This is a genomic window from Caballeronia temeraria (assembly GCF_001544795.2).
Lineage (GTDB): Bacteria > Pseudomonadota > Gammaproteobacteria > Burkholderiales > Burkholderiaceae > Caballeronia > Caballeronia temeraria.
The window spans coordinates 1-25,148 of sequence record NZ_FCOI02000044.1 but is presented as its reverse complement, the minus strand read 5'-3'; the positions used below and the strand labels follow the sequence as shown (position 1 = coordinate 25,148).

The window sequence follows — 25,148 nt, the reverse complement described above, 5'->3', positions numbered from 1 at the left end:
AGCGGCGAACAATGACCATCAAGGCAGTCGTATTCGATTTCGGTGGCGTCCTGATCGACTGGAATCGGGAATATCTCTACAAGCATCTGATCCCGGACGATACCGAGCGCCGCTGGTTTTTCGACAACGTCTGCAAGATGGAATGGGTCGTGCAGCAGGACGGCGGTCAGACAATCGAGGAAGGCACCGCCGAGCTGATCGCGGTCTATCCCGAGCACGAAGCGCTGATCCGCGCGTTCTATGCGCGCTGGCCGGAAATGGTGTCGGGCGCGATGGAAGAGGGCGTTGCGCTCGTCGACCGGCTCGAAGCGGCGGGCGTGCCGCTCTTCGGTCTCACGAACTGGTCGGCCGAGACGTTTCCTTACGCGTGGGAACGCTTCGACGTGCTGCGGAAATTTCGTGAGATCGTCGTGTCGGGGCGCGTGGGTCTCGTGAAACCCGATCCGCAGATTTTCGGTTTGATGCGCACGGAAATCGAACGGCATCTGCCGGGCATTGCGCCCGACGAGCTCGTGTTCATCGACGATAACCTCAAGAACGCGCAAGCCGCGACGGCGCTCGGCTGGCACGGCGTCCACTACACCGGCGCGCTGGACACCGAAACGAAGCTGCGCGCGCTGAATCTGCCGATATAAACGCAGAAGCCCGAAGGCAACGTGCTACTGCCCCAGCAGGTTCTTCAGCGCGTTGCCGATTCCCCGCACCGTATCGCCCGCGCCGCGCGCGACGCCTTCCGCGCTCACGCCGAGCGCCTTCGCGAATCCCGCCGCGAGCTTCTTCGAAAGACTTTCACTGAGCGAAAACTTCGGATCGCGCAGATCGCCGTCAAGCACGAAATCGAGCTTGATCTGGTCCTTCCGGTCCTTCAGCGCGGCGATCGCGGCTTTCGTCGGGATCGAGAGAAACGTGTCGAGCGCGTTGCCGGTATCGCTGATTTGCAGATGATTCAGCGTCAACGTGCCCGGCGCGTGGATGCGGTAGTTCTTCACGGCAGCATCGATGGTCAGGTCGATCGTGCCGCCCGTCACCGCCGCCTTCGCCCCGGCCTTCTTCAGCAGATACGGATCGAGCGTCGCGACGTCGACGTTGCGCAGCGTCGCGCGCGTCTGCGAATCCTTGTTCGCGATGATCATCCAGCCGCCCCACGTGACATTGCCCGTGTGCGACGGACCTTTGATGGAACCGGCCATCGAAAGCTCGGTGCGCTCGGTGAGCGCGGGCAGATGAAGATGATCGACGGTGGCGCGCGCGTCGCCGATCAGCACGCGATACGGCGGGTTCTGCACGGAACTGTCGAAGAACTCCATCGAACCGCGCTCGAACGACACGCGATCGATGAGCTTCTCTTCCTGCGCGTGTTCCCGACGCGCCTCGCTGTCGGCCTGCGCGTCGGCTTCGCGCGCGGTTTCCTTGAGGCCGGGCAGAATGCGCACGCGGCCGTCGGCGGAGCGCACGATCGACAGATAGTAGTTGTCGACGCTCACGCTGCGCAGATGGATCGGCCTGGCAATGAGCGAATGCATGTCGACGTCGAGCACGATGCGCTCGGCGCGCATCGCGTCGCTGGTCGGCCAGTCCTTCGGGCCGCGCAGACGCACACGCGAGAGCGTCACGTGACCGAAGCCGACGTCGATCTCTTCCACCGAGCCGTTCGGGCCGAGCGTCTCGACGATGCGCTCCTTCATCTGATGCACGACGAACAGCCATCCGCCGACCGCCAGGACGACGAGCGCCACGACGATCCCGATTGCCCAAAGCGCTCCCCGCCGCGCGCTCGATCCCGCCATCTGCGTGTGTCTCCAGTGCCGGTTTATTAAAAATGCCGCTCGAAAAACAAAGTGGCGACTGCGCCGTACACAGTCGCCACTTTTATGCCTGATGTCGGTGCGCGCGCCCGCATAGGCCCATTGCTCAGACGTTAGCGCGTGATCGGCTTGTAGCGCAGACGCTTCGGCTTCGCGGCTTCCTCGCCGAGACGTTTGCGCTTGTCGGCTTCATATTCCTGATAGTTGCCGTCGAAGAATTCGACGTGCGAATCGCCTTCGAACGCGAGGATATGCGTCGCGATGCGGTCGAGGAACCAGCGATCGTGCGAGATCACCATCACGGAGCCGGCGAATTCGAGCAGCGCATCTTCGAGCGCGCGCAGCGTTTCGACGTCGAGATCGTTCGACGGTTCGTCGAGCAGCAAGACGTTGCCGCCCGCGATGAGCGTCTTCGCCAGATGCAGACGGCCGCGCTCGCCGCCCGACAGATTGCCGACGAGCTTCTGCTGGTCGCTGCCCTTGAAGTTGAAGCGGCCGATATACGCGCGCGACGGCGTTTCGTACTTGCCGACCGTCAGCACATCCGCACCGCCGGAGATTTCCTCGAAGACGGATTTGTCGGCGCCGAGCGCGTCGCGGCTTTGATCGACGTACGCGAGCTTGACCGTCGGTCCTTTGACGATTTCGCCCGAATCCGGCTGTTCCTTTCCGGTCAGCATGCGGAACAACGTGGATTTACCCGCGCCGTTCGGCCCGATGATGCCGACGATCGCGCCCGCCGGAATCTTCATGTTCAGATTGTCGATGAGCAGGCGATCGCCATAGGCCTTGCTGACGTTCTTGAACTCGATGACTTCATTGCCGAGCCGGTCGCCGACCGGAATGAAGATTTCCTGCGTTTCGTTGCGCTTCTGGTATTCCTGGCTGTTGAGTTCCTCGAAACGCGCGATACGCGCCTTCGATTTCGCCTGACGGCCTTTCGGGTTCTGACGCACCCATTCGAGTTCCTTCTTGATCGCCTTCTGGCGTGCGGATTCGCTCGCTTCTTCCTGCTTCAGGCGGTCTTCCTTCTGATCGAGCCAGCTCGAATAGTTGCCCTTCCACGGAATGCCGTGGCCGCGGTCGAGTTCGAGAATCCATTCAGCGGCATTGTCGAGGAAGTAGCGATCGTGCGTCACGGCGACGACGGTGCCTGGATAGCGCGTGAGGAACTGTTCGAGCCATTCGACGGATTCAGCGTCGAGGTGGTTGGTCGGTTCGTCGAGCAGCAGCATGTCGGGCTTTTGCAGCAGCAGCTTGCACAGTGCGACGCGGCGCTTTTCGCCGCCCGACAGATTGTCGATTTTCGCGTCCCACGCGGGCAGGCGAAGGGCATCGGCGGCGACTTCGAGCTGCTGCTCGGGGCTGCCGCCGTCGCTCGTCGAGAGAATGGCCTCGTATTTGGCCTGCTCGGCGGCGAGCGCGTCGAAATCGGCGTCGGGTTCGGCGTAGGCGGCGTAGATTTCGTCGAGCTTCTTTTGCGCCTGGAAGACATCGCCGAGACCTTCCTCGACGGCCTGACGCACGGTCTGCTGCGGATCGAGCTGCGGCTCCTGCGGCAGATAGCCGATGTTCAGGTTGGGCATCGGCGTGGCTTCGCCTTCGATGTCCTTGTCGACGCCGGCCATGATGCGGATGAGGGTGGACTTGCCGGATCCGTTCAGGCCGAGCAGGCCGATCTTCGCGCCGGGGAAGAACGAGAGGGAGATGTCTTTCAGGATCTGGCGCTTCGGCGGGACGATCTTGCCGACGCGGTTCATGGTGAAGACGTATTGGGCCATGTTGTCCGTGATTGATTGAGGGTATGAACGCGATGCGCCCGAGTCGGCGCGTGCGAGGGTGTCCGGTGGCGCGGATTCGTGGATTCGCGCGTTCCCGCGGTCGCGTCGTGCGCGGGCGGGATCAGATGGCATTGTACTTCGCGGTGCGGTCCGTCACTGCCAGCGCGCGACGCCGCCGTGCCGCGAGCAGGTGCCGCTGTGATGCTGGCTGAAACTGTAAGAGCCGTCGCGGCACTGGGCGGTGGCGCCGGTGGGGACGGTGCCCGAGCGCGTGTGCGCGGGCGAGTGGACGATGTTGCCGTCGTGGTTGACGTAGTGGCCGTGGTTGTCGAGGTCGGATTCGTCGGGCTGCGGTTGATATTGGTATGGGTTGCCGCGATAGGCGAAGGCGTCGGGTGTCCAGACGAAGCTTGCCGCGATCAGGGCGAAAGCCGTGATCGCGCGTAGCACGTATCTCTGCATCTTGTGGTTTTCTCTCGATGTTTTTATCGATGGCGCGTTGTCGCGCTGCCTCGTCCGCAATAAAAAAGCGGAGGCCCTTTTTATCGGGCACTCCGCTTCGCGAGGCAAGCAGCTTTGACGTTTCTTATGTCGTGCGTCAGACGTTAAACAAGAAATTCATGACATCCCCGTCATGTACGACATATTCCTTCCCTTCGGCCCGCATCTTCCCGGCTTCTTTCGCGCCTTGTTCGCCCTTATAAGCGATGTAGTCATCGAACGAGATGGTCTGCGCGCGAATGAACCCGCGCTCGAAATCGGTGTGAATCGCGCCGGCCGCCTGAGGCGCCGTATCGCCGATATGAATCGTCCACGCGCGCACTTCCTTCACGCCCGCCGTGAAGTACGTTTGCAAACCGAGCAGCTTGAAACCCGCGCGAATCACGCGGTTCAAACCCGGCTCTTCCATGCCCATATCGGCGAGGAATTCCTGCTTGTCGGCATCGTCGAGATCGGCGATTTCCGCTTCAATCGCCGCGCACACCGCGACCACCGGCGCGTTCTCCGCTTCCGCGTGCTTGCGCACTGCGTCGAGGTACGGGTTCTTCTCGAAGCCGTCGTCCTTCACGTTGGCGACGTACATCGTCGGCTTCGACGTGATCAGGCAGAACGGCTTGATGAGCAGCAGTTCTTCCTCGGAAAGCGACAGGCCGCGCACCGGCTTCGCCTGATCGAGCTGCGCGCGCACTTTTTCCAGCACGGCGACGAGCTTCGCCGCTTCCTTGTCGTTGCCCGACTTCGCCGCCTTCGAATAGCGCGTCTGCGCCTTTTCGACCGTCGCCAGGTCAGCGAGCGCGAGTTCCGTGTTGATGACTTCGATATCCGCGATCGGATCGATCTTGCCCGCGACGTGAATCACGTTCTCGTCCTCGAAGCAACGCACGACGTGCGTGATCGCATCGGTTTCGCGGATGTTCGCGAGGAACTGGTTGCCGAGTCCTTCACCCTTCGACGCGCCCGCGACGAGACCCGCGATATCGACGAACTCGACGACCGCCGGCAGAATGCGCTCGGGCTTCACGATTTCGGCGAGCGCGGTCAGGCGCGCGTCCGGCACTTCGACCACGCCGACATTCGGCTCGATCGTGCAGAACGGATAGTTCTCGGCGGCAATGCCCGCCTTGGTCAACGCATTGAAAAGTGTGGACTTGCCGACGTTGGGCAAGCCGACGATGCCGCATTGGAGGCTCATGGAATCCTTCGAACTGGTAAGACGGCGCGCTTCGCCGCGCGGGTTTCGTCAAAAATGGTGCGCAATCAGCGGGCAGGAGCCGCCCGCCGCGCTCAGGGCCGCATCGGCGGCCGGGCAAACCGCCATTGTACCGCCGCGCCGGCGCGCAGAAACGCCGCCATCGGCCCGCAAACCCGTTCGAACCCCACGGCTATAATGCCCGCATGACTCCGCATTCACTGAAATTTCACGCTGTCGTCGTCGGCGGCGGGCTCGTCGGCAAGACCGCCGCGCTCGCGCTCGCGCAATCCGGGCTGCGTACCGCGCTCGTCGCGTCGCGTGCCGCCGGGCTGCCGCCGGGCGCGGCGTTCGATTCGCGCATCTACGCGCTGTCGTCGAGTTCGCAGGCGCTGCTGGAACGTCTGCGCGTCTGGCAGGCGCTCGATCGCTCGCGGCTCGGTCCGGTCTTCGACATGCGCGTGTTCGGCGATGCCCACGCGGAACTGCACTTTTCGGCGTTCCAGGCGTCGGTGCCGCAGCTCGCGTGGATCGTGGAATCGTCGCTGATCGAACAATCGCTCGATACCGCGCTGCGCTTCTCGCCAAACCTTTCGTGGTTCGAATCGCGCGCGCAGGGCATGACGGTCGAGGCCGATGCCGCGCACGTCGCGCTCGCGAGCGGCGAAATGCTCGAAACGGATCTGATCGTCGGCGCGGACGGCGCGCACTCGTGGGTGCGCGCGCAAATGGGCGCGAAGATGAATCGGCGCGATTATCGGCAGACGGGCGTCGTTGCCAATTTCAAGGCCGAGCGGCCGCACGGCGAAACCGCGTATCAATGGTTTCGCGATTCCGAAATCATCGCGCTGCTGCCGCTGCCGGGCGATCACGTGTCGCTCGTCTGGTCCGCGCGCACCGAACACGCCGACGAACTCCTCGCGCTCGATCCCGCGCAACTCGCCGCGCAAGTCGAACAGGCGACGCAAAATCAGCTCGGCACGCTCGATTGCGTCACGCCCGCGCAGGGTTTTCCGCTCGGGCTGCAGACCGTCGACAAGCTGATCGCGCCGCGCGTCGCGCTCGTCGGCGATGCCGCGCATCTGATTCATCCGCTCGCGGGGCAGGGCATGAACCTCGGCCTGCGCGACGTGGCCGCGCTCGCGGATGTCATCGCGAACAAGGAGTCGTTCCGCGATCTCGGCGATCCGCTCCTTCTGCGCCGCTACGAACGCGCGCGCCGCGAAGACATCCAGAAGCTGATGTTCGCAACCGATGGCCTGCAGCGGCTCTTCGCCGTGCCGGGCACGCTCGCGCGCGCGGTCCGAAATACCGGCATGGCGTTCGTCGGCGCGCAGCCGCTCATCAAGCGCTGGCTGGTGTCGGCGGCGCTCGGCTGAATCAAACACTCTTTCGCGGACGATGCCGCGCGACTCACAGGAAACCGCATGAAAACCACCTTTCGATTTGCCCTCGCGACGGCCGCGGCACTTGCCGTCACGTTCGGCGTCGGCTGCTCGGCGCAGGCCGACCAGACCACCGACAAAATCAAGTCGACGCTCGAATCGCGCATGGGCGACGCCACCATCAAGAGCATCGAGAAGACGCCGATTCCCGGTCTCTACGAAGTGAATCTCGGCTCGCAGATCGTCTATAGCGACGCGAGCGGCAATTACGTGCTGATCGGCGATCTCGTCGATACGCGCAGCAGCAAGAATCTCACCGAGGCGCGGCTCTCGGAAACCAACAAGATCGACTTCGCGAAGCTGCCGTTCGAGAACGCGGTGAAGGTCGTGAAGGGCAACGGCAGCCGCAAGATCGCCGTGTTCTCCGATCCGAACTGCCCGTACTGCAAGCAGCTCGAATCGACCTTGAAATCGATCGACAACGTGACGGTCTACACCTTCCTGTATCCGGTGCTTTCCCCCGATTCAACGGCCAAGTCGAAGTCGATCTGGTGTTCGCAGGATCGCGCGAACGCGTGGGAAAGCTGGATGCTCGATCGCAAGGCGCCGACCATGACGGCATCGTGCGACACGGCCGCCATCGACAAGAATCTGAAGCTCGGCCGCACGATGAACGTCACCGGCACGCCGACCGTGTTCCTCGCCGACGGCCGGCGTCTGCCAGGCGCCGTGCCCGCCGACCGGCTCGAAAAAGAACTGTCCGCCGTGCACTGAGCGCGGCTCGCAACGAGAAAGGGAGGCGCGTCATGCGCCTCCTGCGTTTTTACGGCCTTGCTTTTGCGAAAGCGCAGCGTAAAGAAGCCAGGCCCCGGGCGCGATAAGTCGCCCAGAACAAGAACAAGGACATCGAGATGACTACGCTCATGCAAACGGTGCAGCCCGTCCGTTACCGCATCGTTCCGAAAAATCCCGCCGCGCATCTCTTCGAAGTGACGCTGACCGTCGCCGAGCCCGATCCCGCCGGCCAGCGCTTCATGCTGCCGGTCTGGATTCCGGGCAGCTACATGATCCGCGAATTCGCGCGCAACATCGTGGCGCTGCAGGCGTTCAACGCGGCGGGACGGAAGATCGCGATCGAAAAGATCGACAAGCACGCGTGGCAGGCCGCGCCGGCCGATGGCCCGATCACGCTGCGCTACGAGATCTACGCGTGGGACATGTCGGTGCGCGCCGCGCATCTGGACGACACCGTCGGCTTCTTCAACGGCACGAGCACATTTCTCGCGGTGGAAGGGCAGTCGGGCGCGCCTTGCATCGTCGATATCGAACCGCCGCAGGGCGGCGCGTATCGCAACTGGCGTGTCGCGACGGCGCTCGCCGAAGCGCGCGGCACGAAGCGCTATGGCTTCGGCGCCTATGAAGCGGCGAATTACGACGAGCTCGTCGATCATCCCGTCACGCTCGGCGAGTTCGCGCTCGGCACCTTCAACGCGCACGGCGTGAAGCACGACATCGTGATCTCGGGGCGAGTCGTCAATCTCGACATGAACCGCCTCGCCGACGATCTGAAGCGCGTCTGCGAAGCGCAGATCGCGCTGTTCGAGCCGCGCACGAAGAAAGCGCCGATGGATCGCTACGTGTTCATGACGGTCGCCGTCAGCGATGGCTATGGAGGGCTGGAACATCGCGCATCGACGGCGCTGATCTGCAATCGCACGGACCTGCCGGTGCAGGGCCGGCCGGAAACGACGGAAGGCTACCGGACGTATCTCGGCCTGTGCAGCCACGAGTATTTCCATACTTGGAACGTGAAGCGCATCAAGCCCGCGACGTTCGCGCCCTACGATCTGTCGCAGGAGAATTACACGACGCTGCTGTGGCTCTTCGAAGGCTTCACGTCGTACTACGACGACCTGATGCTCGTGCGCAGCGGCCTCATTTCGACGGGCGACTATTTCACCCTGCTCGGCAAAACGATCGGCGGCGTGCTGCGCGGCACGGGACGGCTCAAGCAATCCGTCGCGCAAAGTTCGTTCGACGCGTGGGTGAAGTACTACCGCGCCGACGAGAACGCGCCGAATGCCATCGTCAGCTATTACCAGAAGGGTTCGCTCGTCGCGCTGGCGTTCGATCTGTCGATTCGCGCGCAGACCGCCAATCGCAAATCGCTCGACGATGTGATGCGCCTTCTGTGGCAGCGTTACGGCCGCGAGTTCTACAACGGCAAGGCGCGCGGCATTGCGGAGGAAGACGTCGAGGCGCTTTTCGCCGAAGCGACCGGCGCGGATCTGCGCTCGCTTTTCCGCGATGGCGTGCGCGGCACGCGCGACCTGCCGCTCGATGCGCTGTTCGAGCCGTTCGGCATCGCGCTCGCGCCCGATTTGCCGGGCAACGGCGCGGCGGTCAAGCCGACGCTCGGCGCGCGCGTGCGCGGCGGCGCGGATTGCACGCTGGCGGTCGTCCACGAAGGCAGCGCGGCGCAGAAGGCGGGATTGTCGGCGGGCGACGTGCTCGTCGCGATCGACGGTCTGCGCGTCACCGGCGCGAATCTCGATGCGCTGCTGTCGCGCTATCTGCCGGGCGCGAAGGTGGAAGTGCACGCATTCCGCCGCGACGAGCTGCGCCGCACCGAAGTGAAGCTCGACGGGCCGGAAGTCGCCCGCTACGTGCTGACGGCCATCGACGGACGCGGCCCGTCGAAACAATGGCGCGAGCGCTGGCTGAAAGGCTGACCCCGGGAAAGCGTGGCGGATTGTTCTACGGATGCAACGATCCGTCACGACCGGACGGCTTTTTCCCGAGCGTCGAAATGAGAAGAATGCTTCCTAAGCCGGACGCAGAGCGCGCCCGAAACCAGATAGAAACAGGAAGCCATCATGACGACGATTCTGCAAATCAACTCCGCCGCCCGCTCGCAAGGCGCCCAATCGACGCTGCTCGCCGACGAACTGACCGCGAAACTGCAACAAAGCAATCCGGGCGCGAAGCTGGTCGTGCGCAATCTGCTGGGCGACGCCCTGCCGCACCTCGACGACGCCACGCTCGGCGCGTTCTTCACGCCCGCCGATCAACGCACCGCGGAACAGGCCGCGATCAACGCGAAGAGCGAAGCGCTGATCGCCGAGCTGCAAGCGGCGGATATCGTCGTGATCGCGGCGCCGCTGTACAACTTCGGCATTTCGTCGCAACTGAAGGCGTATTTCGACTGGATCGCGCGCGCTGGCATCACGTTCCAGTACACGGCGAACGGTCCGGAAGGTCTCGTGAAGGGCAAGAAGGTGTACGTGGTGTCGGCGCGCGGCGGCAAGTACGCCGGCACGCCGCACGACTCGCAGACGCCGTACCTCAAGTCCTTCCTCGGCTTCCTCGGCATGACCGATGTGAACTTCATCTACGCCGAAGGCCTGAACATGGGTCCGGAAGCGGCTGGCGCAGCATTGGCGTCGGCACGTGAGGCGATCGCCGCGGTTTAAGCCGTTTCGGCCTGAAAAAAACCCCGCTGGAGTGAACTCAGCGGGGTTTTGCTTTTCAGGCGAGCAATTCCGGCTCGGCGGGCAGACGCCAGTCGATCGGCTCGCGGCCGTGCTTCGTCAGATATTCGTTCGCGAGCGCGAAATGCCCGCAGCCGAAGAATCCGCGATACGCCGACAACGGCGACGGATGCGCCGACTCCAGCACGCAATGCGACTTCCCGGTGCCTTCGATCAGGCCGCGTTTTGCCTGCGCGTGCGCGCCCCAGAGCATGAACACGAGGCCGTCGTGACGCTGCGCCATTTCGTGGATCAGCGTGTCGGTGCATTGTTCCCAGCCGCGTTTCGCGTGGCTCCCGGCTTTATCGCGCTCGACCGTCAGCGACGTGTTCAGCAGCAGCACGCCTTGCTTCGCCCAGGAATCCAGACAGCCGTGCGCGGGCGCGGGAAAACCTAGACTCGCGTGAATCTCCTTGAAGATGTTGCGCAAGGAGGGCGGCGGGCGCACCGGCGCGGGCACCGAGAACGCGAGACCGTGCGCTTGCGGCGCGCCCTTGTCCTCGCCGTGATACGGGTCTTGCCCGAGGATCACGACTTTCACGTCGGCGGGGCGGGTCAGACGCAGCGCACGGAAAACATCGGCGGGATAGACCGTCTTGCCGGCGGCGCGCTCGGCATCGACGAACGCGCAAAGCGCCGCGTAGTGCTTGCCGTCGATGAATGGCTTCAGATGGCGGCGCCAGTCGGCGGGCAGCGCGTCGAACTGGCTTTCGAGCGTCGTGATATTCGACGACGCGCCCGAAGTTTCGTTATCCGCGAAAAGGGAAGGCTGTTGGCTCATGCTCGGGCGTTGCGGGTTTTGCGTTAGGACTTTTCGGGCATCTCAGATTTCTCGCGCAGCAGATAACCGCGCTGCGCCTTGCTCTGATCTTCGGGAACGATTTCGGGAAACGCGCCGCGCAATTCCGCCGCGAGCATCGAAAGCGCGTTTTCCTCGCCGGATTTCAGCTCCAGCTCAAGCTCGCTGATGTCCGCGCGACGCATCTTGCCGTCGACGTCCGCCGTGATTTCGCCACTATCGAGCGCCACTTCGATCTGCGAACCTTCGCGCTCGATGTCCCACACGATGCGCCTGAAATCGGTCTTGAAGAGCGCGATCAGATTCGACGCTGCGCGCTGCAACGCCTCGCGCGCGGCGTCGTCGTCGCAGGCGGCGATCAGCGCATCGATTTCGAGCGCTTCGCCTTTCACCGGCAATTCCCACTCGTGCCGGTTGCTCAGACCGGCCACCGATTTGCCGAGCGTCTTGAACGTCTGCAGCCATTGTTCAGGCGTGCGGCGCAGGCGCAGCGCGGACTTCGCCTTCGCGAGCGCGCAGTCCGGCGTGTCGAAGTAGACGTTGGCAAGCTCGATCGGCTTGCCCGCGCCGGTGCGTTCGTCGAAGAAGCGCGCGACGTCGTCGTGTTGCGACGGCGCGAGCGCGAGCTTGAGTTCCCGTTCGATGCCCATGCGGTCCCTGTCGATGAAATCAGAAGAACATGCGCGCGAGTTCCGCGCCCGGATCGTCGGCGCGCATGAACGCTTCGCCGACGAGGAACGTGTGCACGCGCATCGCGCGCAGCCGCTCGACATCGACGCGCGACAAGATGCCGGATTCCGTCACGACGATGCGATCATCCGGCACTTGTTCCAGCATGCCGATGGTCGTGTCGATCGTCGTTTCGAACGTGCGCAGATTGCGATTGTTGATGCCGATGAGCGGCGTCTTCAGCGTGAGCGAGTCGCGCAGTTCATCGGCGTCGTGCACTTCGACCAGCACCGCGAGACCGAGCGAATGCGCGTACGCTTCGAGATCCTGCATCTGCGAGAGTTCGAGCGCGGCGGCGATCAGCAGAATGCAGTCCGCGCCCATCGCGCGCGCTTCCATGATCTGATACGGATCGATGATGAAGTCCTTGCGCAGCACCGGCAGGCTGCACGCGGCGCGCGCTTCCTGCAGATACGCGACGCTGCCTTTGAAGAACTGCACGTCGGTCAGCACGGAAAGACACGCGGCGCCGCCTTTCTCGTACGAGCGTGCGATGTCGGCGGGCACGAAGTTCTCGCGCAGCACGCCTTTCGACGGGCTCGCCTTCTTCACTTCGGCAATGACGGCCGCCTGATTCGCCGCGTGCTTCGCGCGCAACGCGCCGACGAAATCGCGCAGATCGCGCGAACTGGCTTCGAGCTTCAGCTCCTCGAGCGGCGCGCTTTGTTCGGCGGCGCGAATTTCCTCGCGCTTGACCGCGATGATGCGATCCAGAATGTCACTCATATCAGCTTCCGTTCGGGTTCCGTTATTTCCTGGCGAATTGCTGCGTGAACTTCACGAGCGTCTCGACCTTCTCGCGCGCCGTGCCGCTTTCGATCGCTTCGCGCGCGGCGGCCATGCCGGCTTCGATCGAATCGACGACATTCGCAGCATAAAGCGCGGTCCCGGCGTTCAATGTGACGATCTCGCGCGCGACGCCCGCCTTGTTGTTCAGCGCGCCGAGCAGCATCGCCTTCGATTCCTGCGCGTCCTGCACTTTCAGCGAACGATTCGACACCATTTGCAGGCCGAAATCTTCCGGATGAATCTCGTACTCGGTCACTTCGCCGTTCTTCAGCTCGCCGACTTTGGTCGCGGCGCCGAGCGACACTTCGTCCATGCCGTCCTTGCCGTACACGACGAGCACGTGCTTCGCGCCGAGACGCTGCATCACGCGCACCTGAATGCCAACGAGGTCTTCATGGAACACGCCCTGAAGCTGGTTCGGCGCGCCGGCCGGATTCGTGAGCGGCCCGAGAATATTGAAGATGGTGCGCACGCCGAGTTCTCGTCGCACGGGCGCGATGTTCTTCATCGCCGGATGATGGTTCGGCGCGAACATGAAGCCCATGCCGGTTTCGGCAATCGACGCGGCCACTTGTTCCGGCGTCAGATCGATGTTCACGCCGAGCGCTTCGAGCACGTCCGCGCTGCCGGACTTGCTCGACACGCCGCGATTGCCGTGCTTCGCGACCTTCGCGCCGGCGGCCGCGGCGACGAACATCGACGCGGTGGAAATGTTGAACGTATGCGAGCCGTCGCCGCCCGTGCCGACGATATCGACGAAATTCGAGTTGTCCGCCACGTCGACGTGATTGGCGAACTCGCGCATCACGGTCGCGGCGGCGGCAATCTCGCCGATGGTTTCCTTCTTCACGCGCAGGCCGGTGATGATCGCTGCGGCCATGACGGGCGACATCTCGCCGCGCATGATCTGGCGCATCAGATGCAGCATTTCGTCGTGGAAAATTTCGCGATGCTCGATCGTGCGCTGCAGCGCTTCTTGTGCGGTGATGGTCATGTCGTCAGGCCCGCTTGCCGGTCGAAGAGTTTTTCACGAAGTTTTCGAGCAGCGCGTGGCCGTGCTCGGACAGAATCGATTCTGGATGGAACTGCACACCTTCCACTTCCAGTTCACGGTGACGAACACCCATGATCTCGCCGTCAGGCGTCCATGCGGACACTTCGAGACAGTCGGGCAAAGACTCGCGCTCGATTGCCAGCGAGTGATAGCGCGTCACGTTGAAGTGTTTAGGCAGATCGGCGAACACGCCTTTACAGTCGGTTTCGATCTGACTCACCTTGCCGTGCATGATGGTCTGCGCGCGCACGACACGTCCGCCAAAGGCCTCGCCGATCGCCTGATGGCCGAGGCACACGCCGAGAATCGGCAGCTTGCCTGCGAACTCGCGCAGCACGTCGAGCGTGATGCCCGCGTGTTGCGGATTGCTCGGTCCCGGCGAAAGACAAATGCGCTCGGGATTGAGCTTCGCGATTTCGTCGAGCGTGATTTCGTCGTTGCGATACGTGCGCACGTCCTCGCCGAGTTCGCCGAAGTACTGGACCAGGTTGTAAGTGAAGGAATCGTAGTTGTCGATCATCAGCAGCATGGTCTTGTCTCCTCAGAAGTCGCTGTCGAGGCCGTCTTGCACTTGCTCGGCGGCGCGCAGCACGGCGCGCGCCTTGTTCTCCGTTTCCTGCCATTCGGATTCGGGCACCGAATCGGCGACGACACCCGCTGCCGCCTGAACATAGAGATTGCCTTTGTGGATGAGGCCGGTGCGGATCGCGATGGCCAGATCCATTTCGCCGCTGAATGACAGATAACCGACAGCGCCGCCGTACAAACCGCGCTTGACCGGCTCGAGTTCGTCGATGAGTTCCATCGCGCGAACCTTCGGCGCGCCGGAGAGCGTGCCGGCCGGGAACGTGGCGCGCAGCACGTCGAAATTGTTCATGCCTTCCTTGAGCTTGCCTTCGACCGAACTCACGATGTGCTGCACGTGCGAATACTTTTCGATGATGAGCTTGTCCGTCACCGTGACCGATCCCGTCTGCGCAATGCGGCCCACATCGTTGCGCGCGAGGTCGATCAGCATCACGTGCTCGGCGACTTCCTTCGGATCGTTCAGCAGTTCGGTGGCGAGTTCGGCGTCGCGCTCGGGCGTGTTGCCGCGCGGACGCGTGCCGGCGAGCGGACGGATCGTCACGATGCGATCTTCCGCGCGCTTTTCCTGACGCACGAGAATTTCCGGCGATGCGCCGACCACGTGCACTTCGCCGCCGAAGTTGTAGTAGTACATGTACGGCGACGGATTCAGCGAACGCAGCGCGCGATACAGCGAAAGCGGGTTGTCGCGGAACGGCTTGATGAGCCGCTGCCCGACCTGCACCTGCATCAGTTCGCCCGCCGCGATGTACTCCTTCGCTTTGCGCACGGCGTTCAGGTAGTCGTCCTTCTTGAACTCGCGGAACGTTTCGGTGCGCACGCTTGCGGACGTCACCGGCGGCTGGACTGTCACGCGCAGACGCGTCTTCAGTTCGCGCAGCCGATGCTTCGCTTTTGCGTAGGCTTCGGGCCGGGTCGGATCGGCGTAGACGATGAGATAGAGCTTGCCCGCGAGGTTGTCGATGACCGCGACTTCTTCGGTCAGCAGCAGCTGGATATCGGGAAGATTGAGATCGTCGGGCGGCGCGCTGTGCGCGAGCTTCTTCTCGATGTAACGCACCGCGTCATAACCGAAATAGCCCGCGAGACCGCCGCAAAAACGCGGCAAGCCGGGCCGCGTCGCGACCTTGAAGCGCTTTTGATATTGCTCGATGAACGCGAGCGGATCGCCGTCGTTCGTCTCGACGACATTGCCGTCGGTCATGACTTGGGTCTTGCCGTTTTGCACGCTGACGGTCGTGCGCGCCGGCAAGCCGATGAACGAGTAGCGCCCGAAACGCTCGCCGCCCACGACGGACTCCAGCAAGAAGGAGTTCGCGCCGTTGCGCTCGGTCTGCGCGAGCTTGAGATAAAGCGAGAGCGGGGTTTCGAGGTCGGCTAAGGCTTCGGCGATGAGCGGAATGCGGTTGTAGCCTTCGTTCGCCAGCGATTGGAATTCGAGTTCGGTCATGTTGCGATCCTTGAGCGGCGCACGCTTTCAGGGTGGAGCGGCGTCGGGGAGTGCGGGGCGCTGCAGTCGGTCGAATCTCGTGATGATCGCATACGACGGCCCCGCCGCTTCGAATTCCGGAAGCGGAAAGGGCGGCTCGCACGGCACTACACGACGCGTGCCTGAGCGAGGCTCGATATACGACGAATCAACGGAAACGGCGCGGAAAGCGCAGCGAAACAAAAAACGGATGCTGAAGCGCGATCACGCATGATGGCTTCAGCGCACCTCGGGCGAGGTCAGCGCGACCAGCGACGCCAGGGCCAGGCTCCCCGGTCGATGCTGCTCAGACTCCGTTTTCTGTTGAGAAACATGAATTGATGGACTTATTCAGTCAGTGTGGTATCCGGCGGCGCCAAAGTGGCGGCAATCGCCAGTGCTGCGGTGCGCAGCGAGGAAACTATACCATCGGATTTCACGGACTGTACAGGCTTCCCATGGTTGTAACCATACGGAACCGTCAAGGTCGCGAGGCCCGCTGCGCGGCCCGCGAGCGCGTCGTTTTCCGAATCGCCGACCGCCACGGTCTCGCGCGGCAGGACGTCCAGCCGTTCACATGCGGTGAGCATCGGCAGCGGATCAGGTTTCTTCGCCGGCAGCGAATCGCCGCCGAGAATCACCTTGAAAAAGTCCGCGATGCCGAAGTGCGCCAGCAATTCCACCGCGAACCGATGCGGCTTGTTGGTCACGCACGCAAGCACGATACCGCTTTCGCGCATCGCTTCGAGGCCTTCCTTCACTTCCGGGAAGAGCGCCGAATGCTTGCCGTTGACCTTCGCGTATTCGCTTTGATAGATCGCGAGCGCGTCGTCGAACTGCGAGGCCGCCTGCGACGGCGACAGCCGCACCGCGAGCACGCTGCGAATCAGATTCTCCGAACCCTTGCCGACGTAGCCCGTGACTTCATCGCGCGTGACCGGCTGTTCGATGGCGATGCGCGCGAGCATCGCGTTCAGCGCCGCGACGAAGTCGTCCGCGGTGTCGACCATGGTGCCGTCGAGGTCGATGATGGCCGCGCGGATCGGGCGGTTCACGAAAGGCGGCTGCGCCGCTGCGATCTCACTCATGCCTTCGCTCCCGATGCGGCTTTCGCCAGTTCCGCGCGCATTGCGTCGATGACGGCCTTGTAGTCGGGCTTGCCGAAAATGGCCGATCCCGCGACGAAGGAATCCGCGCCGGCCGCCGCGATTTCCGCGATGTTGTCGACCTTCACGCCGCCGTCGACTTCCAGATGGATTTCGCGGCCCGTGCGATCGCGATACGCATTGATGCGCGCGCGCGCCTCACGCAGTTTGTTGAGCGCCTCGGGAATGAACGACTGCCCGCCGAAGCCCGGATTCACCGACATGATCAGCACGAGATCGACCTTGTCCATCACGTGATCGAGGTAATTCAGCGACGTGGCGGGATTGAACACGAGGCCCGCCTTGCAGCCGTGATCGCGGATCAGCGACAGCGTGCGGTCGATATGATCCGAACCTTCCGGATGAAAACTGATCACATTGGCGCCGGCCTTTGCGAAATCGGGCACGATGCGGTCGACCGGGCGCACCATCAGATGCACGTCGATGGGCACGTCCACGTGCGGGCGAATGGCCTCGCAGACCAATGGGCCGATCGTCAGATTCGGCACGTAGTGGTTGTCCATGACGTCGAAGTGAATCCAGTCGGCGCCGGCGGCGACGACGTTGCGGACTTCCTCGCCGAGGCGGGAAAAGTCGGCGGACAGGATGCTGGGAGCGATGTGGAATTGCGCCATGGACGTGTGCGGGTAGCGGCCTAAAGTCGTGATTTTAACCCGCGTTTTCCGTGGAGTCCTTCGTCCGAATGGCCAACGGTTCGCGCGCGGATTCTGCGTCGATGTGGCAGCGTGGCGCCAATCGTGTTGCGGGCGCCGCGCGCATCAAGCAGAATGCCAGACCAATAGTGGCACGTCCGCGCGCCCGTCCATGACGGTGAAGCGGCCGATCGAATTGAAATTGGAACTACGATGAGCCAGTACGAATTCAGCGTTTCCGTAGAGACGCGGTATTTGCCGGAGCAGTCCGATCCGGATAGCCGGCAGTACGCATTTGCCTACACGCTGACGATTCGCAACACCGGCCAGGTCGCGGCGCAGTTGATCTCGCGGCACTGGATCATCACCGACAGCAACGACCACGTGCAGGAAGTGAAGGGGCTCGGCGTCGTCGGGCATCAACCGCTTCTGCCGCCGGGCGAGCAGTTCGAGTACACGAGCTGGGCGGTGATCGCGACGCCGGTCGGCACGATGCGTGGCGAGTACTTCTGCGTGGCGGAAGATGGCGAGCGTTTCGAAGCGCCCGTAGCGGAATTCGCGTTGCATATGCCGCGCACGCTCCACTGAGCGAAAAACAGCGGCAAGCGGCGAATCAGCGCCGTTTTGCCGGACCGTTCGAGCGGTTCTGGTTCTTCTTCTTGCCCGATGCCGTCCATACGACGATGAAAATCAGCAAGGCGAGCGCCACGAGCGACTCGAGCGCAAAAATAAGCATTGGATATTCGTCGAACAGATCTGACATGGCGGTTCCCATCAAGAACGAGCATTGTATGCGTTTCGCGCGGCCGGCCGCGCGAGCAGCGGCCTGGGCCGCATCGATTGCAACCGCTGTCCTGCTCGCCTCGTGCGGAGGCGGCAATTACGTGAAGCCGGGAGCGGGCACGGCGACCGGAACCCCGATCGTCCCCGGACAGCGCGCCGCGTCGCGCCTGACGGCGGTGAGCTGGCAGCAGGTGCCAGGCTGGCAGGACGATTCGCTGATCGGCGCGACAGCCGCGCTGCGGCAGAACTGCAGCCGGCTCGCGCGGCAGACCAACTGGCAGAAGGCGTGCGCGGCGGCGGCGCGGCTCGACGACCTCGACATGTCGGCGGCGCGCAGCTTCTTCGAGGCCTATTTCACCCCGTTTCAGCTCGCGAATACCGACGGCACGCTCGACGGCCTCGTGACCGGTTACTACGAGCCGCTTCTGCGCGGTTCGCGCACGCGTCACGGGGTGTATCAGTACGCGCTGTATCGCTGGCCGTATCGGTACAAGCCCGGTTCCGCGCTGCCCGCGCGCGCGCAGCTCGAACGTTCGGGCGTCTTGAACGGCAACGAACTCGTGTGGGTCGACGATCCGATTGAAGCGTTCTTCCTGCAAGTGCAGGGTTCGGGGCGCGTCGTCATGGAAGACGGCAGCGTGATGCGCGTCGGCTTCGGCGGTACGAACAACCAGCCGTACCGGTCGATCGGCAAGGAATTGCTCGATCGCGGCGAACTCACGCCCGCGCAGGCGACGATGCAAGGCATCAAGGCATGGGCGAAGGCGAATCCGGCGCGTGTCGACGCGTTGCTCGACGTGAATCCGCGCTTCGTCTTCTTCCGCGAGATGCCCGCGAACGAAACGATATCGGCCAGCCTGGGCGACGGACCCGTCGGCGCACTCGGCGTGCCGTTGACGCCCGAACGGTCGATCGCGGTCGATCCTTCGGCCATTCCGCTCGGCACGCCCGTGTTTCTGCAGACGACGCGTCCGCTCAGCAATCAGCCGATGAATCGGCTCGTGTTCGCGCAAGATACGGGCTCGGCGATCAAGGGCGGCGTGCGCGCGGACTACTTCTGGGGACTCGGCGACGATGCCGGCGATCTCGCCGGGCGCATGAAGCAGGGCGGCAGGATGTGGCTGTTGCTGCCGAACTCCTGATTTCGCCGGTTCTTCCGGCAGCTTTGAAAAAGCTCGCGGCCATTATGGTCCGCGAGCTTTTTTGCTTCATGACGTCAGGTTGCGCCGATCGATCACGCGCCGCGCCTTGCCGACCGAACGTTCGATGCCGTTCACCGCGAGCACGTTCACCACGGCGCTCACGCCGATCAGCGCCTTGATGTCATAGGCGAGCGCGGACTTTGCGCTTTCGAGCGCGGCAGCATCCGGCGCGGATTCCGGGCAAGGTTCGACGTTCAGCGTGAGAACATCGAGCGGACCTTCCTTCGTGAGCACGATCTGATAGTGCGGCGCGAGCACGGGGCGCTTGAGCAGCAACTCTTCGATCTGCGTCGGGAAGACGTTCACGCCGCGCACGATCATCATGTCGTCGGAGCGGCCGGTGATCTTCTCCATGCGGCGCATCGTGCGGGCCGTGCCGGGCAGAAGACGTGTCAGATCGCGCGTGCGATAGCGGATGATCGGCAGCGCTTCTTTTGTCAGCGAGGTGAATACGAGCTCGCCGAATTCGCCGTCGGGCAACACTTCGCCGGTTTCCGGATCGATGATCTCGGGATAGAAGTGGTCCTCCCAGATCGTCGGGCCGTCCTTGGTTTCGGCGCATTCCGAAGCGACGCCCGGTCCCATCACTTCCGAAAGCCCGTAAATGTCGACGGCATCGATGCCCATGCGCGTTTCGATTGCGCGCCGCATGTCGTTCGTCCACGGCTCCGCGCCAAAAATGCCGATGCGCAGCGAGCAACTCGCCGGATCGATGCCCTGGCGCTCGAGTTCATCGGCAATCGACAGCATGTAGCTCGGCGTGACCATGATGATGTCCGGCCGAAAGTCCTGAATCAGTTGCACCTGCTTTTCGGTCTGGCCGCCGCCGAAGGGAATGACTGTGAGTCCCGCGCGCTCGGCGCCGTAGTGCGCGCCGAGACCGCCGGTGAAAAGCCCGTAGCCGTAGCTCACGTGAACTTTGTCGCCGCGCCGCGCGCCGGCTGCTCGAATCGATCGCGCGACGAGATTCGCCCAGTTATCCAGATCCTGCGTGGTATAGCCGACGACGGTCGGCTTGCCCGTCGTGCCCGATGACGCGTGAATGCGCGAGATGCGTTCCTGAGGCACGGCGAACATGCCGAAGGGATAGTTGTCGCGCAGATCCTTCTTGGTCGTGAACGGGAAACGCGCGAGATCCGAGAGCGACGTGACTTCATCCGGATGAACACCGGCCTCGTCGAACTTACGCCGATAAACCGGCGAGTTCTCATAGGCATGTTTGAGCGACCATTTGAGGCGCTCGAGTTGCAGTGCCGCGAGTTCGTCGCGGCTAGCCTTCTCGATCGGATCGAGCGGCAGCGATGTGGTCATTGCTGTCTCCTTGATGCTGACGATGCGGCGCGGCTTTTTGATGCCGAGTCCGTTATGTATACGAGTGCCTTTACGCGGGAATCACGGTGCCCTTGATTTGAGCCGACTTGCCGCGGAACATCGCGACCGGTTCGCCTGCGCGATTCGTCACGCGGATATCGTAGATGCCCGTGCGGCCGCTCAATGTCTGCTCGATCGCCTCGGCAGTCAGGCGATCGCCGCCCTGCACGGGGCGCAAGAACTCGATCGAGCAACCCGCCGCGACAGTGCTGATGTTGTACGAATTGCAGGCGAACGCGAATGCGGAGTCAGCCAGCGTGAACATGAGTCCACCGTGGCAAATCTCATGGCCGTTGAGAAAATCGGGGCGCACGTTCATCTGCAGACGCGCATAGCCCGGCCGAACTTCGATCAACTCGATGCCGAGCCCGCGCGTGCAGGCGTCGGCTTCGTACATGGCTTTTGCCGTGGCTTCCGCGAGTTGTTGTGGCGTCACAGACTTCTCCAGATTGGTTCGGTTCTTACAGGCCTTCGAAACGCGGCGCGCGCTTTTCCTTGAACGCGGCGACACCTTCGATGTAGTCGTGCGACGCTCCCAGTTCGCGCTGAAGATCGCGTTCCAGATCGAGTTGCTGGTCGAACGTCTTGTTTGCGCTCGCCCGAATCGCTTGCTTGATCGCGACGACCGCGCGCGCCGGCTGCTGCGCGAGTTGAGCGGCCAGTTGCGCGGCTGCCTGCTGCAACTCGGCGTCATCGACCACACGCCACACGATGCCCCACGCCTCCGCCTTTTCGGCGCTGAGCTTGTCGCCGGTCAGCGCGAGACCGAGCGCGCGCGCTTCACCGACTCGGCGGGGCAAGAGCCATGTTCCGCCGGAATCGGGCACGAGGCCGATCTTCACGAATGCCTGAATGAAGCTGGCCGAGCGCGCCGCGACGACGAGGTCGCACGCCATCGCGAGATTCGCGCCGGCGCCCGCGGCCGTGCCGTTCACTGCGGCGATGACCGGCATCGGCATGGCTTGGAGCCGGCGTACCAGAGGATTGAAGTACGCGTCGATGAGATCGCCGAGATCCGACATCGAACCTGGCGTGAAATCGAGATCCGCGAGGTCTTGCCCCGCGCAAAAACCTCGGCCCGCACCGGTAATGACGAGCGCGCGGGCATTGCCCGCCTCGATTTCAGTGAGCGCCTGATTCAACTCGCGATGCATTTCGCGCGTGAAGCTGTTCAGCTTGTCGGGGCGATTCAGCGTCAACGTGGCGACGCGCGTCTCGGCGTCGACGTGAAACAACACGGACTTCTCTGTCATCAGATTCCTCTCTCGACGAATGCGGCTGCGGCGGCGACTGTGTTCCGGCTTCGCTTACATGCCGATACTAGCCGCCCGACCGCGAGCTTGCCATTAGGCCGGATGGCATAGGCCGTCTGCACAGCGATCCGGCCTTCGAGCTTTTTATGTCGATCGGCTTATGCCGTTTGGCCAGCTTCCGCCGGCGCCGCCTTCGGTGCAACATGGACCCGGCTCTGAACCACGCGGAAGCGGTTCGCGACGAAAGCAGCGTCCGAAAGCGCGGCATTGGCAGCCGGGTTGGCGCCTGTGCCGTGAAAGTCCGAGAAAGCCGCGGTCTGATTGACGAACACGCCGCCCGTGAGGTTGATCGAAAGCGCGACGCCGCCTTCAATCGCCGCTTCGTGAGCGGCTTCGATCACCTTGTCGTCGGTGCTGTAGACCGAGAACGACAGCGCGCCGTGCGTGCGCGCGATCGAGCCGGCGAGCGCGAGCGATTGCGCGGTCGAGTCGGTCGCGACGACGAACGAAACCGGGCCGAACCATTCCTTGGTGAATTTGGTTTCGTCGGTGCGCGCGTCGAGCTTGAGCATGAGCGGCGTGTGAACACGCGCATCGGGAAACGCCGGATGTACGAGCGATTGACTGTCGAGCAGCACGTTGCCGAGCTTGCGCGCTTCGGCGATGCGTTGCACGACGCCGTCGTTCTGGATCGCGCCCGTGAGTTCGACGGCGCGGGCCGGGTCCGACGCCAGCTTTTCGACGGCGCTCGCGAGCGCTTTGGCGACGTCGTCGAAGCTCAACTGGCCTTCGGCGGCGCGGATGCCGTCGCGCGGCACGTAGATGTTTTGCGGCGCGGTGCACATTTGACCGGAATAGAGAGCGAGCGAAAAGGCGATGTTTCGAGCGGCGCCCTTAATGTCGTCCACGGAATCGATGACGATCTGATTCACGCCCGCCTTTTCCGTGTAAACCTGTGCCTGATGGGCGTTGCGCTCCAGCCAGGTGCCGTTTTGCGTGCTGCCGGTGAAGTCGATCAGCTTGATCTCGGGGCGCACGGCCAGTTCCTGAACCAATGCGCCGTCGTTGGGCTCGGTGGCGAGCAGGGTGACGATGTTGGGATCGAAGCCCGCTTCACGAAGCACCTCACGGGCGATGCGCACGGTGATCGCGAGCGGCAGGATCGCGCCGGGGTGCGGTTTGACGATGACGGTATTGCCGGTCGCGAGATCGGCGAACATGCCGGGATAGCCGTTCCACGTCGGGAACGTGCAGCAGCCGAGCACGAGGCCCGTGCCACGCGGGACGATGGAAAAGCGCTTCTGCATCGCGAGCGGCGGATTTTTGCCTTGCGGCTTTTCCCAGTGGGCTTCGGCGGGAATGCGGTGCAGTTGGTCCCACGCATAGACGACGGCTTCGAGCGCACGGTCTTGTGCGTGCGGACCGCCGGCCTGGAACGCCATCATGAAGGCTTGGCCGGTCGTGTGCATCACGCTGTAGCCGATCTCGAAACTGGCGCGATTCAGACGCGACAGAATTTCGAGGCTCACGCCGACCCAGGCCTGCGGGCCAGCGGCGCGCCAGGCCGGTTGCGCTTTGGCGGCGGCCTGGATCAGCGCGTCGGGATCGGACTTGGGGTAGCGAATGTCGAGCGCCACGCCGAACGGCGAACGCTCCGCGCCGACGGTTTCGCCCGTCGACGGCTGATCGAGTTCGAAGGTCTTGCCGAAGTGGGCTTTGAACGCAGCCTCGCCATCGGCGCTGGCCGTTTCCCCGTACACTTTGGGGCTCGGCATTTCGGCGAACGGGCTCCAGTAGCCGCGCGTTTCGATGGCTGCGAGTGCTTTATCGAGCGTCGCTTCGTGCTTCGTGAATAGCGGATGTGTCATGGTCGCGAGAAGAGAGAACGAGGAAAGGTGCCAGGTCTAATAATTAACCGACCGGTTGGTTGGTGATGGTAGCATTATCGAGATGCTGTGACGAACGACTTTTCATTAGGGCTTACCTGAAGATCGCAAGGAGGAGCGAATGGCTTACGAGAATCTGCTGGTCGAAACGCGTGGTCGGGTCGGACTGATTACGCTGAATCGTCCGAAGGCGCTGAACGCGCTCAACGACGCGCTGATGGACGAACTGGGCGCGGCGCTCAAGGCGTTCGACGCGGATGATGACATCGGCGCGATCGTGCTGACCGGCAGCGAGAAGGCATTCGCGGCCGGCGCGGACATCGGCATGATGGCCAGCTATTCCTATATGGATGTGTACAAGGGCGACTACATCACCCGGAACTGGGAAACGATTCGCACGATTCGCAAGCCGATCATCGGCGCAGTCGCGGGTTTCGCGCTTGGCGGAGGCTGCGAGCTCGCGATGATGTGCGACATCGTTATTGCCGCCGACACGGCTAAGTTCGGTCAGCCCGAAATCAAGCTTGGCGTGATTCCGGGCGCCGGCGGCACGCAGCGTTTGCCACGCGCCGTTTCGAAAGCCAAGGCGATGGACCTCTGCCTGACCGCGCGCATGATGGACGCGGCCGAGGCCGAGCGTGCGGGATTGGTGTCGCGTGTGGTCGGGGCGGATCGCCTCGTGGATGAAGCAGTTGAAGCCGCAACGATCATCGCTGGCTTTTCGTTGCCCGCTGTGATGATGGCCAAGGAAGCAGTCAACCGCGCTTACGAGACGACGCTCGCTGAGGGCGTGCATTTCGAAAGGCGTCTGTTCCATTCGCTCTTCGCCACGGAAGATCAGAAGGAGGGTATGGCGGCGTTCGTCGAGAAGCGTAAGCCGGTTTTCAAGCATCGGTGAACTTATTCTAGAAAGCCCTTGCGCTTCCTGATGCCACTCACTAGAATTCCGTTCCTTCGCGCTTCGATGAACGCGAAGGAAGCGGGAGTGGGCGGTATCGGCGGGTGTTCGGAGTGGGTTGGAATAAGCTCTGAGCGCGGTCGGCAAGAAAAGAAAGTTTCGAATTCTTGTTGACACGAACCGAAGCGTTCTTCATAATCTCGTTTCTCTGCTGCTGATGCAGCGACGCAAGACGGTGGTGAGGTTAGGCAGTCTTGCGATGTGCTCTTTAAAAACTAACAGCCGATAAGTGTGGGCGCTTGATAGCGAGTGCGACCGGTTCTTCGGAGCCGGTAAAGC

General features: G+C 63.0%; 25 protein-coding genes. 8 read left to right on the top strand and 17 right to left on the bottom strand.

The window, feature by feature from the left end; all coding sequences use genetic code 11:
- Positions 1 to 11 precede the first annotated feature (11 nt).
- A complete protein-coding gene (locus tag AWB76_RS34785; RefSeq protein WP_061164635.1) occupies positions 12 to 635 on the top strand; it encodes an HAD family hydrolase in 624 nt (207 codons plus the stop codon).
- A 24-nt stretch (positions 636 to 659) separates the two neighbouring features.
- On the opposite strand, the gene AWB76_RS34780 is transcribed toward AWB76_RS34785, so the two are convergent.
- From AWB76_RS34780 to ychF, 4 genes are all read right to left on the bottom strand, one after another.
- Positions 660 to 1,787, bottom strand: coding sequence for a DUF748 domain-containing protein (locus tag AWB76_RS34780; RefSeq protein WP_061164634.1), 1,128 nt, complete (start codon positions 1,785 to 1,787; stop codon positions 660 to 662).
- A gap of 131 nt (positions 1,788 to 1,918) precedes the next feature.
- Positions 1,919 to 3,586, bottom strand: a complete 1,668-nt coding sequence (gene ettA / locus AWB76_RS34775; protein WP_061164633.1) for an energy-dependent translational throttle protein EttA — start codon at positions 3,584 to 3,586, stop codon at positions 1,919 to 1,921.
- Positions 3,587 to 3,739: 153 nt separating this feature from the next.
- On the bottom strand, positions 3,740 to 4,048 hold the full coding sequence (locus AWB76_RS34770) for a DUF3761 domain-containing protein (RefSeq protein WP_061164632.1): 309 nt from the start codon (positions 4,046 to 4,048) through the stop codon (positions 3,740 to 3,742).
- Between the two features lie 136 nt (positions 4,049 to 4,184).
- Entirely contained in the window at positions 4,185 to 5,279 is a 1,095-nt protein-coding gene (gene ychF, locus AWB76_RS34765) for a redox-regulated ATPase YchF (RefSeq protein ID WP_061164631.1), read from the bottom strand.
- 203 nt (positions 5,280 to 5,482) lie between these two features.
- Between ychF and AWB76_RS34760 the strand changes: the two genes are divergently transcribed.
- The 4 genes from AWB76_RS34760 (at position 5,483) to AWB76_RS34745 (ending at position 10,134) form a co-directional block, all read left to right on the top strand.
- Positions 5,483 to 6,655, top strand: a complete 1,173-nt coding sequence (locus AWB76_RS34760; RefSeq protein WP_061164630.1) for a UbiH/UbiF family hydroxylase — start codon at positions 5,483 to 5,485, stop codon at positions 6,653 to 6,655.
- Positions 6,656 to 6,703: 48 nt separating this feature from the next.
- Complete coding sequence (locus AWB76_RS34755) at positions 6,704 to 7,435, top strand: DsbC family protein (protein WP_061164629.1); 732 nt, start codon at positions 6,704 to 6,706, stop codon at positions 7,433 to 7,435.
- Between the two features lie 158 nt (positions 7,436 to 7,593).
- The gene (locus AWB76_RS34750) at positions 7,594 to 9,393 is read left to right on the top strand and encodes a M61 family metallopeptidase (protein WP_061164656.1); all 1,800 of its coding nucleotides are present in this window, start codon (positions 7,594 to 7,596) and stop codon (positions 9,391 to 9,393) included.
- A gap of 144 nt (positions 9,394 to 9,537) precedes the next feature.
- A complete protein-coding gene (locus AWB76_RS34745) occupies positions 9,538 to 10,134 on the top strand; it encodes an FMN-dependent NADH-azoreductase (protein WP_061164628.1) in 597 nt (198 codons plus the stop codon).
- A 55-nt stretch (positions 10,135 to 10,189) separates the two neighbouring features.
- On the opposite strand, the gene AWB76_RS34740 is transcribed toward AWB76_RS34745, so the two are convergent.
- The 8 genes from AWB76_RS34740 to rpe form a co-directional block, all read right to left on the bottom strand.
- On the bottom strand, positions 10,190 to 10,972 hold the full coding sequence (locus tag AWB76_RS34740; protein ID WP_061164627.1) for a uracil-DNA glycosylase: 783 nt from the start codon (positions 10,970 to 10,972) through the stop codon (positions 10,190 to 10,192).
- A 23-nt stretch (positions 10,973 to 10,995) separates the two neighbouring features.
- Positions 10,996 to 11,640 (bottom strand): CYTH domain-containing protein, encoded by a 645-nt coding sequence (locus tag AWB76_RS34735; RefSeq protein ID WP_061164626.1) that lies wholly within the window; start codon positions 11,638 to 11,640, stop codon positions 10,996 to 10,998.
- 19 nt (positions 11,641 to 11,659) lie between these two features.
- Positions 11,660 to 12,445, bottom strand: a complete 786-nt coding sequence (gene trpC, locus AWB76_RS34730) for an indole-3-glycerol phosphate synthase TrpC (RefSeq protein WP_061164625.1) — start codon at positions 12,443 to 12,445, stop codon at positions 11,660 to 11,662.
- Positions 12,446 to 12,467: 22 nt separating this feature from the next.
- Positions 12,468 to 13,502, bottom strand: a complete 1,035-nt coding sequence (gene trpD, locus AWB76_RS34725; protein WP_061164624.1) for an anthranilate phosphoribosyltransferase — start codon at positions 13,500 to 13,502, stop codon at positions 12,468 to 12,470.
- A 4-nt stretch (positions 13,503 to 13,506) separates the two neighbouring features.
- A complete protein-coding gene (locus AWB76_RS34720; protein WP_061164623.1) occupies positions 13,507 to 14,091 on the bottom strand; it encodes an aminodeoxychorismate/anthranilate synthase component II in 585 nt (194 codons plus the stop codon).
- A 12-nt stretch (positions 14,092 to 14,103) separates the two neighbouring features.
- Positions 14,104 to 15,600 (bottom strand): anthranilate synthase component I, encoded by a 1,497-nt coding sequence (trpE, locus tag AWB76_RS34715; RefSeq protein WP_061164622.1) that lies wholly within the window; start codon positions 15,598 to 15,600, stop codon positions 14,104 to 14,106.
- 365 nt (positions 15,601 to 15,965) lie between these two features.
- Positions 15,966 to 16,706, bottom strand: a complete 741-nt coding sequence (locus AWB76_RS34710) for a phosphoglycolate phosphatase (RefSeq protein WP_061164621.1) — start codon at positions 16,704 to 16,706, stop codon at positions 15,966 to 15,968.
- Positions 16,703 to 17,398 carry a ribulose-phosphate 3-epimerase gene (gene rpe, locus AWB76_RS34705; RefSeq protein ID WP_061164620.1) on the bottom strand — a complete coding sequence of 232 codons (696 nt, stop codon included), beginning with the start codon at positions 17,396 to 17,398 and terminating at the stop codon, positions 16,703 to 16,705. Before rpe ends, AWB76_RS34710 begins: the two co-directional genes overlap by 4 nt.
- 231 nt (positions 17,399 to 17,629) lie before the next feature.
- Between rpe and apaG the strand changes: the two genes are divergently transcribed.
- Positions 17,630 to 18,004, top strand: coding sequence for a Co2+/Mg2+ efflux facilitator ApaG/CorD (apaG, locus tag AWB76_RS34700; protein WP_035510926.1), 375 nt, complete (start codon positions 17,630 to 17,632; stop codon positions 18,002 to 18,004).
- A gap of 25 nt (positions 18,005 to 18,029) precedes the next feature.
- On the opposite strand, the gene AWB76_RS43320 is transcribed toward apaG, so the two are convergent.
- A complete protein-coding gene (locus AWB76_RS43320; RefSeq protein ID WP_167357801.1) occupies positions 18,030 to 18,179 on the bottom strand; it encodes a hypothetical protein in 150 nt (49 codons plus the stop codon).
- Between AWB76_RS43320 and mltA the strand changes: the two genes are divergently transcribed.
- Complete coding sequence (gene mltA / locus AWB76_RS34695; RefSeq protein WP_061164619.1) at positions 18,178 to 19,341, top strand: MltA domain-containing protein; 1,164 nt, start codon at positions 18,178 to 18,180, stop codon at positions 19,339 to 19,341. The two genes, AWB76_RS43320 and mltA, sit on opposite strands and share 2 nt — an antisense overlap.
- A 66-nt stretch (positions 19,342 to 19,407) precedes the next feature.
- Here mltA and paaK read toward each other — a convergent pair whose 3' ends face one another.
- The 4 genes from paaK to paaN form a co-directional block, all read right to left on the bottom strand.
- Positions 19,408 to 20,712, bottom strand: a complete 1,305-nt coding sequence (gene paaK, locus AWB76_RS34690) for a phenylacetate--CoA ligase PaaK (RefSeq protein WP_061164618.1) — start codon at positions 20,710 to 20,712, stop codon at positions 19,408 to 19,410.
- A 70-nt stretch (positions 20,713 to 20,782) separates the two neighbouring features.
- The gene (gene paaI / locus AWB76_RS34685; protein ID WP_244173594.1) at positions 20,783 to 21,169 is read right to left on the bottom strand and encodes a hydroxyphenylacetyl-CoA thioesterase PaaI; all 387 of its coding nucleotides are present in this window, start codon (positions 21,167 to 21,169) and stop codon (positions 20,783 to 20,785) included.
- 64 nt (positions 21,170 to 21,233) lie between these two features.
- On the bottom strand, positions 21,234 to 22,025 hold the full coding sequence (gene paaG, locus AWB76_RS34680) for a 2-(1,2-epoxy-1,2-dihydrophenyl)acetyl-CoA isomerase PaaG (protein ID WP_061164616.1): 792 nt from the start codon (positions 22,023 to 22,025) through the stop codon (positions 21,234 to 21,236).
- A gap of 158 nt (positions 22,026 to 22,183) precedes the next feature.
- Positions 22,184 to 23,893: a phenylacetic acid degradation protein PaaN gene (gene paaN, locus AWB76_RS34675; protein ID WP_061164615.1), complete on the bottom strand. Its 1,710-nt coding sequence runs from the start codon at positions 23,891 to 23,893 to the stop codon at positions 22,184 to 22,186.
- A gap of 139 nt (positions 23,894 to 24,032) precedes the next feature.
- Here paaN and AWB76_RS34670 point away from each other — a divergent pair, with 139 nt between their 5' ends.
- The gene (locus AWB76_RS34670; protein ID WP_061164614.1) at positions 24,033 to 24,809 is read left to right on the top strand and encodes an enoyl-CoA hydratase; all 777 of its coding nucleotides are present in this window, start codon (positions 24,033 to 24,035) and stop codon (positions 24,807 to 24,809) included.
- Positions 24,810 to 25,148 lie beyond the last annotated feature (339 nt).

What these genes read in the sequence shown, in the direction of transcription:
- AWB76_RS34785 (WP_061164635.1), top strand. Translation starts at nt 12, where the DNA reads ATGACCATCAAGGCAGTCGTATTCGATTTCGGTGGCGTCCTGATCGAC.
- AWB76_RS34780 (WP_061164634.1), bottom strand. Translation starts at nt 1,787, where the DNA reads ATGGCGGGATCGAGCGCGCGGCGGGGAGCGCTTTGGGCAATCGGGATC.
- ettA (WP_061164633.1), bottom strand. Translation starts at nt 3,586, where the DNA reads ATGGCCCAATACGTCTTCACCATGAACCGCGTCGGCAAGATCGTCCCG.
- AWB76_RS34770 (WP_061164632.1), bottom strand. Translation starts at nt 4,048, where the DNA reads ATGCAGAGATACGTGCTACGCGCGATCACGGCTTTCGCCCTGATCGCG.
- ychF (WP_061164631.1), bottom strand. Translation starts at nt 5,279, where the DNA reads ATGAGCCTCCAATGCGGCATCGTCGGCTTGCCCAACGTCGGCAAGTCC.
- AWB76_RS34760 (WP_061164630.1), top strand. Translation starts at nt 5,483, where the DNA reads ATGACTCCGCATTCACTGAAATTTCACGCTGTCGTCGTCGGCGGCGGG.
- AWB76_RS34755 (WP_061164629.1), top strand. Translation starts at nt 6,704, where the DNA reads ATGAAAACCACCTTTCGATTTGCCCTCGCGACGGCCGCGGCACTTGCC.
- AWB76_RS34745 (WP_061164628.1), top strand. Translation starts at nt 9,538, where the DNA reads ATGACGACGATTCTGCAAATCAACTCCGCCGCCCGCTCGCAAGGCGCC.
- AWB76_RS34740 (WP_061164627.1), bottom strand. Translation starts at nt 10,972, where the DNA reads ATGAGCCAACAGCCTTCCCTTTTCGCGGATAACGAAACTTCGGGCGCG.
- AWB76_RS34735 (WP_061164626.1), bottom strand. Translation starts at nt 11,640, where the DNA reads ATGGGCATCGAACGGGAACTCAAGCTCGCGCTCGCGCCGTCGCAACAC.
- trpC (WP_061164625.1), bottom strand. Translation starts at nt 12,445, where the DNA reads ATGAGTGACATTCTGGATCGCATCATCGCGGTCAAGCGCGAGGAAATT.
- trpD (WP_061164624.1), bottom strand. Translation starts at nt 13,502, where the DNA reads ATGACCATCACCGCACAAGAAGCGCTGCAGCGCACGATCGAGCATCGC.
- AWB76_RS34720 (WP_061164623.1), bottom strand. Translation starts at nt 14,091, where the DNA reads ATGCTGCTGATGATCGACAACTACGATTCCTTCACTTACAACCTGGTC.
- trpE (WP_061164622.1), bottom strand. Translation starts at nt 15,600, where the DNA reads ATGACCGAACTCGAATTCCAATCGCTGGCGAACGAAGGCTACAACCGC.
- AWB76_RS34710 (WP_061164621.1), bottom strand. Translation starts at nt 16,706, where the DNA reads ATGAGTGAGATCGCAGCGGCGCAGCCGCCTTTCGTGAACCGCCCGATC.
- rpe (WP_061164620.1), bottom strand. Translation starts at nt 17,398, where the DNA reads ATGGCGCAATTCCACATCGCTCCCAGCATCCTGTCCGCCGACTTTTCC.
- apaG (WP_035510926.1), top strand. Translation starts at nt 17,630, where the DNA reads ATGAGCCAGTACGAATTCAGCGTTTCCGTAGAGACGCGGTATTTGCCG.
- mltA (WP_061164619.1), top strand. Translation starts at nt 18,178, where the DNA reads ATGGCGGTTCCCATCAAGAACGAGCATTGTATGCGTTTCGCGCGGCCG.
- AWB76_RS43320 (WP_167357801.1), bottom strand. Translation starts at nt 18,179, where the DNA reads ATGTCAGATCTGTTCGACGAATATCCAATGCTTATTTTTGCGCTCGAG.
- paaK (WP_061164618.1), bottom strand. Translation starts at nt 20,712, where the DNA reads ATGACCACATCGCTGCCGCTCGATCCGATCGAGAAGGCTAGCCGCGAC.
- paaI (WP_244173594.1), bottom strand. Translation starts at nt 21,169, where the DNA reads ATGTACGAAGCCGACGCCTGCACGCGCGGGCTCGGCATCGAGTTGATC.
- paaG (WP_061164616.1), bottom strand. Translation starts at nt 22,025, where the DNA reads ATGACAGAGAAGTCCGTGTTGTTTCACGTCGACGCCGAGACGCGCGTC.
- paaN (WP_061164615.1), bottom strand. Translation starts at nt 23,893, where the DNA reads ATGACACATCCGCTATTCACGAAGCACGAAGCGACGCTCGATAAAGCA.
- AWB76_RS34670 (WP_061164614.1), top strand. Translation starts at nt 24,033, where the DNA reads ATGGCTTACGAGAATCTGCTGGTCGAAACGCGTGGTCGGGTCGGACTG.